The 14,684-nt window shown below is 65.0% G+C and carries 11 protein-coding genes, 1 tRNA gene and 1 pseudogene; 3 read left to right on the top strand and 10 right to left on the bottom strand.

Annotated elements, in window-relative coordinates:
* Positions 1-574: 574 nt before the first annotated feature.
* From IV498_RS14670 to galU, 5 genes are all read right to left on the bottom strand, one after another.
* Positions 575-647 (bottom strand) — tRNA-Ala (locus tag IV498_RS14670).
* 77 nt (positions 648-724) lie between these two features.
* A complete protein-coding gene (locus IV498_RS14665) occupies positions 725-1,480 on the bottom strand; it encodes an SDR family oxidoreductase (protein WP_269047790.1) in 756 nt (251 codons plus the stop codon).
* A gap of 120 nt (positions 1,481-1,600) precedes the next feature.
* Positions 1,601-2,698 carry a hypothetical protein gene (locus IV498_RS14660; protein WP_269047788.1) on the bottom strand — a complete coding sequence of 366 codons (1,098 nt, stop codon included), beginning with the start codon at positions 2,696-2,698 and terminating at the stop codon, positions 1,601-1,603.
* A 139-nt stretch (positions 2,699-2,837) separates the two neighbouring features.
* On the bottom strand, positions 2,838-3,458 hold the full coding sequence (locus IV498_RS14655) for a GNAT family N-acetyltransferase (RefSeq protein WP_269047786.1): 621 nt from the start codon (positions 3,456-3,458) through the stop codon (positions 2,838-2,840).
* 4 nt (positions 3,459-3,462) lie between these two features.
* Positions 3,463-4,365 (bottom strand): UTP--glucose-1-phosphate uridylyltransferase GalU, encoded by a 903-nt coding sequence (gene galU, locus IV498_RS14650; protein WP_269047784.1) that lies wholly within the window; start codon positions 4,363-4,365, stop codon positions 3,463-3,465.
* A gap of 92 nt (positions 4,366-4,457) precedes the next feature.
* On the opposite strand from galU, the gene IV498_RS14645 reads away from it, so the two are divergent.
* Positions 4,458-5,120 (top strand): 5-formyltetrahydrofolate cyclo-ligase, encoded by a 663-nt coding sequence (locus IV498_RS14645; protein ID WP_269047782.1) that lies wholly within the window; start codon positions 4,458-4,460, stop codon positions 5,118-5,120.
* Positions 5,121-5,201: 81 nt separating this feature from the next.
* Positions 5,202-5,294, top strand: a pseudogene (locus IV498_RS18965) (FmdB family zinc ribbon protein); the annotation flags it as partial.
* Positions 5,295-5,356: 62 nt separating this feature from the next.
* Here IV498_RS18965 and IV498_RS18960 read toward each other — a convergent pair.
* Positions 5,357-5,656, bottom strand: coding sequence for a hypothetical protein (locus IV498_RS18960; protein WP_330059688.1), 300 nt, complete (start codon positions 5,654-5,656; stop codon positions 5,357-5,359).
* Positions 5,657-5,786: 130 nt separating this feature from the next.
* On the opposite strand from IV498_RS18960, the gene IV498_RS14635 reads away from it, so the two are divergent.
* Positions 5,787-6,500, top strand: coding sequence for an RcpC/CpaB family pilus assembly protein (locus IV498_RS14635; RefSeq protein ID WP_269047778.1), 714 nt, complete (start codon positions 5,787-5,789; stop codon positions 6,498-6,500).
* 366 nt (positions 6,501-6,866) lie between these two features.
* Here the strand turns inward: IV498_RS14635 and IV498_RS14630 are convergent, their stop codons facing one another.
* The 4 genes from IV498_RS14630 to IV498_RS14615 form a co-directional block, all read right to left on the bottom strand.
* Entirely contained in the window at positions 6,867-11,450 is a 4,584-nt protein-coding gene (locus IV498_RS14630; RefSeq protein WP_269047776.1) for a DUF4011 domain-containing protein, read from the bottom strand.
* Positions 11,451-11,561: 111 nt separating this feature from the next.
* On the bottom strand, positions 11,562-13,151 hold the full coding sequence (guaA, locus tag IV498_RS14625) for a glutamine-hydrolyzing GMP synthase (RefSeq protein ID WP_269047774.1): 1,590 nt from the start codon (positions 13,149-13,151) through the stop codon (positions 11,562-11,564).
* Positions 13,152-13,226: 75 nt separating this feature from the next.
* Positions 13,227-13,703: a DUF3817 domain-containing protein gene (locus IV498_RS14620; RefSeq protein ID WP_269047772.1), complete on the bottom strand. Its 477-nt coding sequence runs from the start codon at positions 13,701-13,703 to the stop codon at positions 13,227-13,229.
* On the bottom strand, positions 13,700-14,674 hold the full coding sequence (locus IV498_RS14615; protein WP_269047770.1) for an SURF1 family protein: 975 nt from the start codon (positions 14,672-14,674) through the stop codon (positions 13,700-13,702). Before IV498_RS14615 ends, IV498_RS14620 begins: the two co-directional genes overlap by 4 nt.
* Positions 14,675-14,684: the final 10 nt, after the last annotated feature.

Here is a 14,684-nt window from a genome sequence, read left to right as displayed (position 1 = left end):
TGTGCGGACCCAGCCACGGATCGTGTCCGCCGGGATGCCCAGCTGCGCGCCGATCCTTGTAAACGCGCCACGCCGGCCACTGGGATTCTTCTGGGCGTCCATCACGAGGCGGACCGCCCTCTGGCGAAGCTCATCAGGATACTTCTTTAGTGCTGCCATGGTGCTCATCCTTTCAAGGACTCAACACCCTCCATTAAACCCGGGGCGGTTCATGACCGATGGTCGGCGAACACTCCACTCTCGTAGACGTCGGCCTGTCGGATGAGCTTGAGCTGCAGCAGGTCAGTTGTCATCGCGTCACCGACAGCCGAAGTCCCAAGACGGTGGCCGCGGAGGCTACGGCTCGAAGCGACGGGTTTCCTGTCAAGATATTGCCGAAACCTCACGAGCCGAGCCTTCACTCCATCGTGCCTCATACGATCGGCATTATTCTGCCGATCCGGGTCGCAAGTACAACCGACTTCAAATCAAAGCCTTTCGTGACTTCAAAGCGTGTCGTTTCCGTGGGGCCCACTTTCGCCCAGACGAAAAGCCCTCCAACCAAGCGTTTCCGCTGGTCAGAGAGCTTTTTAGGTGGAGCTAAGGAGATTCGAACTCCTGACCTCTTCGATGCGAACGAAGCGCGCTACCAACTGCGCCATAGCCCCTCACTTGGAAACCCAAGCATGTCTAGGCTACTACTGCTTTGCCCCAGCATAAAAATCGGCTGCCCAGTCCCGGAAGCTCATCCCGTCCACGGCGGCTTCGGGCACCACATTACGGCTTCGCGCAGGAACCGTCCGAAGCTGCCCGGCAGCGGCAGCGGCACGATTATGCCGCGCCGGTGAAGCGCCGACTTCCAGTCCACGGCCAGTTGGCGCATGCTCAGCACGTCGGGGCCGCCGACGACCACGCCGGCATGGTCCTCGGTCCGGTCCCCTGTCGCGGCCTCAAAGAGCGCCCGGGCAACGTCTGCCGTCGAGATCGGCTGGAAGGACGCCCCGCGAAAGGCCGGGATCAGGCCGACCCTCGCGCCGGTCGAGAAAATTCCGGCGAGCAGTTCGTGGAATTGCGTGGCCTGAACCGTGACGGTTTGCAGTTCACTGCGTTGGTACCGTTCGGCGCGCTCGGCCTGGATGCGGTAGTAGTGAAAGGTGGATTGATCCGAATTCACAATCGATAGCAGGACGGCCCGGCGAACGTCGGCGGTCTGGGCCGCGCGCAGCAGGTTGACGGTCGTACTCGGCATGGCTTTGAGCGACGCTCCGGATTTGCTGTCCAAGGTCTCGACGACGACGTCGGCGCCTTCCAAGGCGGCCTGCAGCCCGTCACCGGTGGCTGCATCGGCTTGGAGGTAGCGGGCACCGGGGACGCGGGCGGGACTGTCGGGGTGGGGCAGGTGCCGGCTGAAAGCCCGCACTTCGAGACCGCGGTGGATGGCCTCTGCGACCACTGCCCGTCCCGCCGTTCCGGTACCCCCGGCAACCGCAATCACAACCATGTCAGGAGCTTATCCCGCACGCATGATCCAAGCACGCTCACCGCGCGGCCGGATGAGGCCGGGCGCCGGACGGGTCAGGCGGCCGGTTGATCCAGGCACCCCCACGGCGGGCCGGATGACTCAGGCGCGGCGACGCTGCAGTACGTCGTCGAGATTGGTCAAGCCGTGACCGCTCTTGGCCGACGCGGCGACGGCAACCGTACCGACATCGGGTGTGGCACTGATTTCTCCGGCGGCGTTGTCAGCGCATTGGCTGATGACCACCGCTGCCTCGGTTGCCTTGATGGAGGTCTTTCCGCTCGCCTTCGGTGCCTGCGGCAGGTTCAGCGGCAGCGGTGCGGGCCGCTCAGCCCTTGCCGACGCGACGTAGCTGGGCTTCGGCAGCTCCACGGGCTCCCAAGTCGGGGGCTCAGGGACAAAATCGGTCTCGGCCACAACGGCCGACTGGCTTTTCCCTTCCGCCTCCTGCAAAGCCGCCCGCCGCAGTTCGACGGCGGTAAAGGGCTTCAGGTCTGACGATGGTGCGTTGCGGGAGCCAGCGGACGCCGAGCCTGCCTCGCCGTCGAAAACGGGAACCGCCCGCTTGTCCGCCTTCGGTGAAGGTTTCGCGGCCCCGTCCTTCGAGGTGCTGCGCGGTCCCGGGGCGGTGGGCGGCACCGGAGCCGTGTGGTTTGCGCCCATGGCGGCGCGGAAGGCGTCGTTGATCCTGGCCCGGCGTGCCCGAACGGCGAGCGTGCGCAGCAGGACGATGCAGCCGGCGAAGACGACGACGGCGGCAAGCGGGACAGTGGCGGGTACCAGTCCTAGGAGGGCCAGGACGCCGCCCACGACCGCCGTCAGCAGTGCCAACGCCCCGATAAGGGCGGCGGCGCTGCGTCCGTAGTTGATTTTCAGGGGCGGTGCCTTCGCTGCGGTCGAGTGCTCAACGCCTGCGGTGGAGGAACCGGTTCCGGACGAAGCTCCGGATGGGCGCTGGGCGGTGCGGCTGGTGCTGGACGTCATCCGGATCTCCTGCGGCTTCTGGATCTCCATCACCATGGAGCCGTATGGGCGGTGGGTCGGTGCAGCCGTGAAGGCCTCTGATGCATCGCCGGCACCGGATGCGGCGTTGAGGACGGTGGCGGGTCCGCGCCGGCCCAGCGCGTAGGGCGCCACCCAAATCAGCCAGAGGGCAACAGTTATTACCAAGATCACTGACGTATTGAGAGGGGCGTCCACGCTTCAACTTTAAGGGCGATCCTCTGCCTGCCCGTCATTAGGCAGGGCGTGTCGCCGGCGACAACTGAAATGTCACTGTGGAACCGGTGGATTCACCACGCATCGTCCCCAACCGGCCCGAATTCCTGCCGCGCTCAGGTCAGGAGCTGCGGTTCGCCAGCCAGCGCTCCAAAAGCCCGCCGGGCACTTCCTCCGACGTCAACGCGAAGCTGCGGTGATCGGCCCAGCGGCCGTTAATGTGCAGGTAGCGGGGGCGCAGGCCTTCGTCGCGGAACCCAAGTTTTTCCACAACCCGAAGGCTCGGCGCGTTCTCGGGGCGGATGTTGATCTCCATTCGGTGCAGTCCAAGTCCCAGGAAGCAATGATCGGTTGCCATGGCAACCGCCGTCGGCGTTATCCCCCGCCCGGCGTGGTCCTTATCCACCCAATAGCCCAAGGTCGCCATCATGGCCGATCCCCAGACGATGGAGGATACGGTCAGTTGGCCCACCAGCTTGGGCGCCGGACGCCCCGGAGCGCGTTCGGCGATGATGAACGGCAGCGCGCTGGCCGCCCGGGCCTGTTCGTTCAGTCCGCGGACCATGCCGCCGAAGGTGGGCAGCTGGCCGCCGGGAGACGGGCTGCTCGCTTCCCACGGCGCCAGCCATTCAAAATTGCGGCTGCGCAGCTCCGTCCACGCGGTCTTGTCCCGGCGCCGAATGGGCCGCAGGATTATGTCCCCGCATTCCAAGGTAACCGGCCAGATGGTCTGCCCCCACACCGAACTATTCCGTCAGCTGCGCCGTGTATTCGCCCAGCCATTTGCGCAGATCCGGCCCCAGCTCCTCGTTTTCGCAGGACAGGGTCACCACGGCCTTCAAGTAGCTCAGTTTGTCTCCGGTGTCATAGCGGCGACCGCGGAAGACCACGCCATAGACTCCGCCGCCCTCGCCGTCGCTGGCTGCGAGGGTCTGCAGAGCGTCGGTCAGCTGGATCTCGCCACCACGCCCAGGAGCGGTATCCTCCAGGACGTCAAACACGCGCTGATGCAGCACGTAGCGGCCAATGATGGCCAAGTTGGACGGTGCGTCGGCCACGCTGGGTTTTTCCACCAGCTCTCGGACTCGTACGTAGTCCTCACCCTCGATCGGCTCGATGTCGGCACACCCGTAGGCGGAGATCATCGACGGGTCCACCTCGATCAATGCCACCACGGAACCGCCGGTCTTGGCCTGCACCTCCATCATGGTGGTCAGCAGTTCGTCGCGCTCGTCGATCAGATCGTCACCCAGCAGCACAGCGAACGGCTCGTCCCCGACGTGCGTTTTGGCGCGCAGCACCGCATGGCCGAGGCCCTTGGGGTCTCCTTGGCGGACGTAGTGGATGTCCCCCAGCTTGGTGGCATGCTGCACGGCCGCCAGCCGATCGCCGTCGCCCTTGGCCTCCAGCAGCTGCTCCGTGACGGGCACCCGGTCGAAATGGTCTTCCAGGGCGCGCTTGTTGCGTCCGGTAATCATCAGGATGTCCTGCAGCCCTGCGCTGACCGCCTCCTGGACCACGTATTGGATGGCTGGCTTGTCGACGACTGGAAGCATTTCCTTCGGCATTGCCTTGGTGGCAGGCAGGAAGCGGGTTCCAAGACCGGCAGCGGGAATGACGGCCTTGCGTACTCGGGGTGCGGAATTCATTGTCCTAGGCTACTTGAGGATGAAGAATTTTGGGCACAACCACTCAAGTGGCCCCTTCGGAGCCGAAATCAGGAGCAGAAACGAGGCAGGCCATGAACAGTAAGGCCGAATTGCGGCGCCAGTTGCGTGCCCGGCGGATGGAAATGGACGACGACGGCAAACGGCATTCGGGGCGCATGCTGGCAGAGCGGGCCTTGGCTTGGGCCGGTGAGCTAGAGTCCGGCCCGTCCTCCCAATCCGGCCCCGGCACCAAACCTCTGATCGGCACCTACCTTTCGGGCTCTGCCGAGCCACCGACGGGCCCGCTGCTGCTCGCGCTGTTCGAATCCGGCTACGACGTGCTGGTCCCGGCCTGCGAACCGGGTTACCAACTCAGCTGGGTCCGCTGGCGACCGGGGATTGAGCTGGTCCGGACCCTGCTGGCGCCGGTGGATGAACCGGTCGGGGAGCGATTCCCCCGACAGTTGATGGATCGGGCCGCGGGCATCCTGCTGCCTGCCCTCGCCGTCGACCGGGCTGGTAATCGGCTTGGCCAGGGCGGCGGGTACTACGACCGCTTTCTCGCCAGGCTGGGCTTCTCCAGCCAGAGCGCCAGGTCCCCGCAGACGGCCGCGGTCGTCTACGACCATGAACTCCTTCCTACCGGCTCGTTCGAATACGGCGACTTGGACGTTCCTGTGCAGGGTGTCCTGACGCCCTCGGGGCACCTGCCGCTGCCCGATCCTGCCGCCCACCGCATGCGACAAGGGTGTTAGAATTAGCACTCGGGGCGCCTGACTGCTAACCTGTGCGGGTTAGCCGTATGGCCCCGACAAGTTTCTTCGGGAGGAAAATCAGTGCCAACCTATGCCTATGCCTGCAAGGACTGCGACCACGCCTTCGACATTCAGCAGTCGTTCAGTGATAATTCACTGACGGTGTGCCCGGAATGCGATGGTGCGCTGCGCAAGAAGTTCAATACGGTGGGCGTTGTCTTCAAAGGACCAGGTTTCTACCGCACCGACTCGCGCGAAAGCAAAAGCTCCGCAGGCAGCACGATAGCTGCAGCCAAGGACGGTTCCGGCAAATCGGCACCGGCCAACCCTGGTGCCGGTAAGGGTTCCGAGGCAGGCACATCGTCCTCCGGCCCTTCTTCATCGGGGTCTTCCGGGACACCGTCATCCAGCGCGTCCTCATCCAGTGGGTCCTCATCCAGTGCGTCGTCCTCCAATGGGTCCTCATCGGGGTCCGGTTCCGGTCGCTCCGCAGGCGCCCGTTCGTCCAAGGCAGCCGCGGCAGCCAAGTAGCACAACGCTTCCTATCCTGCGTAGCGTCCTATCCTCAACAGGGTCTTATCCTGCACAGCGTCCAAGGGTCCGACGCTTCTCCACTTGGCGCGAACTCACCCTTTCAATCCGGGCAAGTTCGCCTAGCGTCGATACATGAAGCGTTTTGGAAAGCAGTCCGCCCGGGCATTGCCCGCCGGTTATCGGTCCACCGGCAGCGCTCCATCGCTGATGCGCCGGGTGCGCAGGCTCTTGGGTCGCCGCCGGCGCCTTATCGCCGCACTCTTGTTCTGCGCCGCAACGGCCGTGGCCGTTCAGCAACTAACCCCGGAACCGGTGTCCATGACGGCGGTGCTGGTCGCCGCCCGGGATCTGGCCGCCGGTGCCACCGTGACACGTGCGGATGTCGCGCTGCAGAGGTTGCCGCAGGCCGCCATTCCGGCCACCGCTTACCGAAGTGCCGCGGAGGTGGTTGGCCATCGGCTCGCCGGACCGCTGAGAAAACGCCAGCTGATCACCGACGCCTCCCTGCTGGGGCCTGGCTTATTGTCCGGCGCCCCACCGGGCAGCCAGGCCGTACCGCTTCGACTGGCGGATCCGTCCACTCTGCAGTTGATCCGTCCCGGCCAGCTGGTGACTGTGGTCCTCAGCAGTTCCAACGGTCTGGAGCAATCCGGGGTCGATGAAGTACTCGCAACCGCAGTCCCTGTGCTCTGGAAACCGCCGGACGAGGGCGGCGACTCAGCCCTGCTGCCCGGCAAAGAGGCCGATGGGCTGCTCGTTGTGGCGGCAAACCCGGCGCAGGCAGTGAAGCTGGCCGGTGCCTCCGCCCGCGGGAAGGTGTTTCTGGTATTGACCAACGGACCATGATGCAACCGCGGCGCCCGTTCGGCACGCTCATAGCCGGCACCTGTGCGTCCGCACCTGGGCGTCGGAGCTAACCCCAGTGCGGCGGCCGCTGCTCCTTGAGCCAGTCATCGTAATCATCAGTCGGTTTGTCGCCCCAAACCTTCGGATCGTCCTCGGCAGCTAGCTTTGGCAGCACCCCTGCCGTTCGGACGATTGGAGCTTCCGCGTCAGTTTTGGAGCGGACTTCCGGTTGTGGCGGCAGGCCACCTTTGGGCATTGACTTCCCAGACTGGGGGCAGTGATTAGCCGTGGTTCCGTCCGGTTCGATCCCATGCTCCTCGTTCGCGCCGGTTTCGCCAGCGCTGGTATCAGCCCCTTTGCCTTCGTTCATCGCTTGTTCCTGGTCGAATCCCCCGCCATCCGTTCCTCGGAGTCGGATCCATTCGGACCGCGCTCCTCGGCGTCGAGCGCCGCCGACGGGGCTACCGCAGCGTCCGTCTCCTCCGCGGCCCGGCCCTCGCCCGCAGCGCCGCCGTCCGCAGCAGCACTTTCCGCCGTCCGGTCCTCGCCCGCAGCGCCGCCGTCCGCAGCCGCACTTTCCGCTGACCCATCTCCATCCGTGTTGGGCCGCGCTGCGCCTGTCCCAGCCTCGGTAGCCGGTTTGCCGGCGGAAGGTTGGCCAGCCTCGGTAGCCGGTTTGCCGGCGGAAGGTTGGCCAACTTCGGCGTGCGGCCCTGCGAGAGCCGCCTCGGCGGACACCCGATCATCCTCCTGGGCCGGACCTGAAATTTCGCCATCCTGATGGGGCTGGTCCCCGTCCGCCGAGGTAATTCCGACTGTGCCTTCCAATACATCGGAGTCCGGTGCCCCGCTCGCTGTTTGAGCCAACTCGGCCCCCGGATCGGTTTCGGCTCCTGGCGTTTGCGCACCTCGATGCTCTTCGCTGGCTCCAATGGCTCCCGGCGCTCCAGCAACTTCGGATCCAGCAACTGCGGTCGATCCAGCAGCTTCGGATTCGGCAATTCCGGTTCCAGCAACTTCGGATCCAGCAGCTCCGGATTCAGTGTCAGGAACAACGCGGTCGTCCAGGACGGAAGGCGAAACCCGGCTATCCGGGCCTGCATGCTCCTGGCCGGACATCGGAACACCTGTATCCAACGGGTTTCCTTTCAGCGTTGGATGGTCGTTCCCACCGGGGGCCGGCGGAAGTCCCAAATAACTGCCGATCCGTTCAGCGCAGGCGGAAGGGTCAGTAAAGACTTCGATGGTCCACAGTGGAACGTAGCGCCAGCCCAGCTTTTCCAGCAGCTGAGGGCGAAGCCGGCTTCGTTCGCGCACGCTGAGCGAGCGGTATTTCAGGGTGCCGTCAGATTCCACCGCGGCCGGAGTGGGGACTTCAACCTCGTCCTCCCCGGCATGCAGGTTATGCATCGGATCCACAGCTGCCACCACGTCGATCACACCGTCATAGTGCTGCCAGACGCGTGCGCCTCTGGCCCGCAGCCGATTAGCCAGATCCGACACCAACGGATCGTCGCCAAGCGATTGCTCGCTGGTGGCCCCCCGTGAGGCGGTTGAACCCAGCAGGGAATGCCCAGCCAGCTCGCGGTCCAAGAGCTCGTAGAAGTCGCGGGCACCGTTATTGAGCCTGCTCACATCGAGGTCTTCGGGGCGGAAGCAGGTCAGAACATGCAACTGCTCGCGGGCACGAGTCATAGCGAGGGCAAATTTTCCGCGGCCGTCCTCCGCGGACAGCGGCCCAAAGTTATGCAGCGCCCGTCCATGCGGAGTGCGGCCGTAGCCGAGGGAGAAGATCACATGGTCACGGACCACGCCCGCGGCCCGCTCGACCGTGACAACCCGGAACGACTCGGCACCGGAGGTGAAGAATTCGGCCAGCAGGGGATGGTTGGGCATCTGCATTCTGATGGCTTGGGCAACGCGGTTCGCGTGCCGTTCGCTGGCGGTGATGACCGCCAGCGAGGAACGGGGCCGCATCCGCGCGTGCTCGAATACCAGGTCCACTACGCGGTTGACTTCCACCCCTACGGATTCCACCCCATCAGTGCCGGTGCCGGGAAGGCCCGTACCGTCGGGCAGGTACTCCACCACCAACGATCGATGCAGCCCCGTGACAGTGGATCCGTCCGGCATGCGCTCCAGCTGGTCATCGTAGAAGCTCTTGCCCAACTGCAGGACCAGGTCTTCGTCGACTGCGCGGTAGGACATGGTCAACCGTTGCTGTGGGAGGACCTTGGCCAGCGTGGTGAAGACACTGTGCAGCCGTTGCTGCTGCTCCTCGCCGGCAATGACCCGCTCAAGGGCCACGGAAAAGCCCTGCGGTGCTGCAGTTTGCTCATCTCCGAAGGCCACAATCTGGGTTCCCCTGGCCAACGCCGGTAGGGCGGAATGCAGCGAGGTGGACTCGGCATCCAAAATCACCACGGCGTCAAAGCGATGCCCGGCCGGGATAACGGCGGGCAGCACCAGTGGGCTCGCGGTCCAGACGGGAACCAGGTTGGTCAGCAGATCGGAGGCCTGCGTCGTCAGTAGGTCGAGGGTGACGGGACCGTCTTTGAGCAGGTGCCGCAGCGACTCGGCCTGACGGTTACGCCCGGCCACGGCCTGCTGCCACTTCCGGCCAAGCTCCCAGCGCAACCGGGCGCTTCCGCTGGCCACGTGGGCCTCGTCGGCGAGGCGGTACTCCGCTTCCAGCTTTCGCAGACTGTCGCCGTCGGACATCGCCAGATAGTCGTCGCCGCTGATCATCGCCTCAAGCGCCGACTGCCACCAGGCGAGATCGAGCTCGGCGCGGGTGTGTTCGGGAGCAACCTCCCGCTCGGCCAGGTCATCGAGCAACTCACCCAGACCGTGTTCGCGCATGCTTTCCAGCAGCAGCGTGCGCTCGGGCAGGGTCTGCAGCGTTTCCTTATCCGCCACGAGGGCTCGCAACCGTCCGATCAGGGCCTCGTAGCCGAGCGCCTCCAGCTTTCCACCCTGGGCAGTGCGTTCGACGGCGACACTGAGCTCAACCAGTTCCTTATTGAGCTCGGCGTATCCGGACTGCAGATCCGCAAGCCCGGACGGCACGGCGGGATGGCGCACCGTGGTGGCGTTGTCTGCCCAGAGCGCGCGCTGTTCCTGAACCAGCACCAGCGAGTTGTGCAGGTCCGAGATGTGCACGCCGGGACGGATGTATTCCTTGGCCACCCGACGCAGGCGCGAACGCTGCATGGCGGCCATGTCCACCTTGTGCTCCCGCCGCCAGGACGAACTGGCGGTGGCGGAAATAAGGTCGGTGACGGGACGGTCAAAAATGTCCGGAGTGAACTTATCCAAACTTCCCCGCACGGCGACCAGCAGTTCCAGTTGTTCGCCCCATTCGGGGACCGAGGTGGCCTGCTGGATTTCGGCGTAATCCGCCACCGCGTTCATCTTGGTGCGGAAGGCTGGCAGACGCTCCAGCAGTACTGCCGCCAGCGCGTGTGCCTCCTCGGTTTCCTTCCGGGTTACCAGCCGCGCGCCGTGCCAGGGGCTGTTTGTTGCCGCCTTGCTGAAGCTGCCCAGCTCGGCGGCCCGGTGCAGGCGTCCGGCCAGCTCATCCCGATCCGAGATGTTATCCAGCACACTGCGCTTGAGCCGGACGGTGGTGGCCGGAGCCGGATGGATTGAGGTCAGTTGTGCCAGCGACTGCATAGCTTGGTAAGGCGAGCAGCCCCAGCGTTTCCGTACATTGTGCAGGGAGTCCAGATGGTCCACCAGCTGGTGCCGGTACTCGACCAGCGTGCGGTGCAGGTTCTCCAGGTTCGGTGCCGTAGCGCCCTCGTTACGGACGATGGCCCGAACAAGCTGCGCCTTGAGTTGATCGGGTCCGGCCTGGGCGCTGAGCTGGAGCAGCAAAGATTCAAGGCCGAGCCCGCTGAAACGCTGAGCCAATTCATTGAGCGTTGCCCTGCGCTCCCCCACCACCAGCACGCTCTTGCCCTCATGGACCAGCGTGGCGATGGCGTTGATGGCCGTTTGGGTCGCTCCGGTCCCGGGCGGCGTGGATACCACCAGAGAATCACCGGCGCGGACCATATCCAGCACACGCTGCTGCCGGGTGTCGGCGTCCAGCACCAGCACCTCTTCCTGCGGCGCCCTGGCATCGAGCGGCGGAAAGCGCTCCTCCTCGGGCTCCTGGGCAACGTCAGCGTCGTCACCGGTGCTGCTGGATGTGCTGCGGCTGAGCGCGGCCAGGAAATCGTTGCCGGCCAACAGCGCCGGGTCTTTCATGTTCTCGGACAGATCCGCAAAGCTGGAGACCAGCAGATGGTGCTCCACCCTTGCCCCCTTGATGGGCAGGATCAGGGAACGGAGACGCTCAAGCACCGGCGCCGGGTCGAAGCGGGCCGTACTGTAAGCCAGCCGGGCCAGCGCCGGCGGATCGAAGGTCACGCCATGGGCCTCGCGCAGATTCCGAACGAGGGCAGGGTTGATCCGGGCCTGCTCAGTCAGCGCCAGCTCATAGTCGTCCTCGCCCGGACGTGCCGTTAGGGCGACGGCGGTCAGCAGCACCGGTGCCGAAACATGGTGCGGCTGGGTATCGCCGGTGTTCGTCCAGCTTGCCGTGCCGGCGGCCAGATAGCCGACGTCGATCCCCCGGTCCGAGTTCATTTCGAAGATTTTCGAGCGCAGGGTTCGGGCCGCACGCACGGCGACGGCGAACTGGGCAGCGTCGCGGATCAGGGTCGACAGCCGGGTGCGCCGGCCTGCCAGCAGCTGGGCCAGTCCCGACGGGTGGGCATGCGTGAGGTCGATGCATCCCTCCGGCGTTTTGGTAAAGACCAGCAGGGTGTCCGGGCCGGAGTACGGGCCCAGGCCCGCAAGCCACGTTCGGAGCTCTTCACTGCTCGCGCTGTGGCTGACTTCTTCGGACACGTGTGCCTTCTTCTCTGCGCTTGCGCGGAACGATCTCGACCATACGGGCATGGTTTCGAGGCTATCCCGAATGGTCCGGAACAGGGGGAACGGCACACTGGCCAGGGGCAAAAAAGGCCTCCAGGAGTCCGTTGCCGGGCCCCTGACTGATTTGGCTGACCGCTATTCCCATTCGATGGTTCCCGGGGGCTTGCTGGTGACGTCCAGCACGACGCGGTTGACGCCGTCCACCTCGTTGGTGATCCGGTTGGAAATCCGGGCCAGCAGGCTATAAGGCAGCCGGGACCAGTCCGCCGTCATGGCGTCCTCGCTTGAGACCGGACGCAGGACTATCGGATGACCGTAGGTCCGTCCGTCGCCCTGCACTCCAACGCTGCGGACATCGGCCAGCAGCACCACCGGCATCTGCCAGACTTCGTGGTCCAAGCCCGCTGCGGTTAGTTCGGCGCGGGCGATCGCGTCGGCCTTACGCAGCAGTGCCAAGCGGTCGGCGGTGATTTCCCCGACGATCCGGATACCCAGGCCGGGACCGGGAAACGGCTGCCGTCCAACAATTTCAGCCGGCAATCCCAGCTCGGCTCCCACAGCCCGGACCTCGTCCTTGAACAAGGCCCGCAGCGGCTCCACCAGTTCGAACTGCAGGTCTTCCGGCAGTCCGCCGACATTGTGATGGCTCTTGATGTTGGCGGCGCCTTCGCCGCCGCCGGACTCCACCACATCCGGATAGAGCGTGCCCTGAACCAGGAACCTGATGGGTTCCCCGTCCGCTCCAGCCTCGCGGATCAAGGCCCGCTCGGCCTCCTCAAAGGCACGGATAAACTCGCGGCCAATGATTTTGCGCTTTGTCTCCGGATCGGAAACGCCTGCCAGGGCGTCAAGGAAACGGTCCGTTTCCTTGGCGACGTAGAGCTTAACGCCGGTGGCGGCGACAAAATCGCGCTCCACCTGTTCGGCTTCACCCTCGCGGAGCAGTCCGTGATCAACAAACACGCAGGTGAGCTGGTCGCCCACAGCCCGCTGGACCAAGGCCGCTGCCACTGCGGAATCGACGCCGCCGGAGAGGCCACAGATGACGCGGCCGCCGCCGATCTGGGCGCGGATCCGCTCCACTTGCTCCTCGACAATGCTGCCGGCGGTCCAGTCCGCGGAGAGATTTGCTCCGCGGAACAGGAAGTTCTCCAGCACCTTTTGGCCGTAATCCGAATGATTGACCTCGGGGTGCCACTGCACGCCGTACAGGCCTTTGGCCTCGTTGGCGAAGGCAGCGACCGGAGCACCCGCGGTGCTGGCCAGCACTTCGAAGCCCTCGGGGGCCTGCTGCACGCTGTCGCCGTGGCTCATCCAGGCGTTCTGGTGATCGGGCGTATCCGCCAGGATCGACCGGCTTTCGCCGGCTGTGGCCACGTCGGTGGCGCCGTATTCGCGCAGGCCTGTCCGGGCCACGGTTCCACCCAGGGCTGCGGCCATCGCCTGGAAGCCGTAGCAGATGCCAAAGACCGGAATTCCGGCTTCAAAAAGATCCGCGTTGACCGAGGGTGCTCCGTCGGCATAAACGCTCGACGGGCCCCCGGAGAGAATGATGGCCGCCGGGTTCTTTGCCAGCAGCGCTTCGGTGCTCAGCGTATGCGGAACCACCTCGGAATACACGTTCGCTTCGCGGACCCGTCGGGCTATCAGTTGGGCGTACTGCGCCCCATAGTCAACAACGAGGACTGGCTTGTGCGCAGTCTGGGCGGGTGCGGGGATAGTCACCAGTCAATCTTAACCCAATTGGATGTACGGGCTTAACCCACTTGGGTGTACGGGTTGTCCGCTTTGGCCGCCGTGTTAGTAGCGTTTGGAGGCCCTCGGGTTCGCGGCCACCTCGGCCTGGGCCTCGGCGTGGACACGGCGTTCCATGATGAACGACAGAAACGGAATGACGCCGCCGAGCGCGATCAGGATGAACTTACCGAACGGCCAGCGCATCAGGGACCAAAGTCTGAAGTCGGCGATGAGGTACAGCACGTACATCCAGCCGTGGATGATCAGCACTGTCGTGGAGATGTTGACACCGCCGGCGACCGTGGAGGCGCCGTTCTGCAGGGGGACGAAACCGAAACCGTGTGCCGCGCCGGTGGCGGTATTCATGCCGCCGGCCATCAGCACCGAGCCAAAGCCGTAGCGAACCACCAGTTCGGCGGTGAGCAGCAGCAGCATGGACCCGGTCAGGTAGGCCAGAACGCGGTAGAACCCGAGTGCGGAACGGATCTGGGCAGCCGTACCGCCAAACCGGCGTTTGGGGACTCTGGATGTTTCGGTCACTGAATTACCTCACTGGTTGTCCGGACGGCGCCGTGGCCGCCGCCGTTCGCAGGCGCAAAATCGCCGCTGGCCTGATGGTTGTCGCCGGAAGAGCCCCAGCCGCCGCTGTCGCCGTCGGACCGATCGCGGCCGCCGCCGCCATCACCGCCGTCGTCGTCGTCGTATGCGTCGTCGAAATAGCCCTCGCCCTCCTGGCCGCGCCGATATTCATCGGCCACCAGGCGCCACCACAAAAAGACGGCGAACCCCGCGAAGACGACCCACTCAACGGCATAAAAGATGTTCAGCCAGTTGAAGTGGCCGCCCTGCGGTCCCGCGGTGACGGTGATCGGTTTGAGCGCGCCCTGGACCGCTTGGGCGCCCACGGCTGCTCCGCCCGGCCCGTTCTGGAGGGAAACTTCCTGGTTGGAAATAATAAACGCCGGATAGCTGCTGAGCTGCCAAAGGTTGACCAGCTGCGCGCTGGAGAGTGCCGCAACCTGCCCTTCGGGGACGTTGGGCTTCGGATTGGGAGCCTCGGAGGGAATCAGCCGGCCGTTCAGGGTCAGCCGGCCCGACGGCGGCGGTTCGGCCTGACTGGGATCGGCCAGCCAGCCGCGCGCCACCGGAATGACCGTCACGCCGCTGGCGGCGGCCCCTTTGAGGACCGGGGCCCCGTCGACGACGAACGCGGTGACCGCCCAGTATCCTTTTTTCCCGTCCTGCAGGCGGCCCTGGACCAAAACCTGCTTGGACGGATCAAAATGACCAGTGGCCGTGACCAGCTGATCCGCGGCCGAACCGTGCATCGGAATTCCCGGTTTCAGCGTCGACAACAGCGGCTTGACCGACTCCGTCACCACCGGTTGCGGGTCGTTGTTCTGCGTGGACCGCGAAAACTGCCATTGGCTCAGCAGCACAAAAACCCCGGAAACCGCGAGCGCAAGGATAAGCCCGGCGATCCAACGGGGTTTGAGGGCAATTTTCAGCACACCTTAACGG

This window comes from Paenarthrobacter sp. Z7-10 (assembly GCF_026932795.1).
In the GTDB taxonomy this organism is placed as follows: domain Bacteria; phylum Actinomycetota; class Actinomycetes; order Actinomycetales; family Micrococcaceae; genus Arthrobacter_M.
Note: the sequence above shows the minus strand (reverse complement) of the source record. Positions and strands in the feature narration are given on the sequence as shown.

Coding starts and splice junctions, on each gene's coding strand:
- IV498_RS14665 (WP_269047790.1), bottom strand. CDS start 1,480: ATGGTTGTGATTGCGGTTGCCGGGGGTACCGGAACGGCGGGACGGGCA.
- galU (WP_269047784.1), bottom strand. CDS start 4,365: ATGAATTCCGCACCCCGAGTACGCAAGGCCGTCATTCCCGCTGCCGGT.
- IV498_RS14645 (WP_269047782.1), top strand. CDS start 4,458: ATGAACAGTAAGGCCGAATTGCGGCGCCAGTTGCGTGCCCGGCGGATG.
- IV498_RS14635 (WP_269047778.1), top strand. CDS start 5,787: ATGAAGCGTTTTGGAAAGCAGTCCGCCCGGGCATTGCCCGCCGGTTAT.
- IV498_RS14630 (WP_269047776.1), bottom strand. CDS start 11,450: ATGCCCGTATGGTCGAGATCGTTCCGCGCAAGCGCAGAGAAGAAGGCA.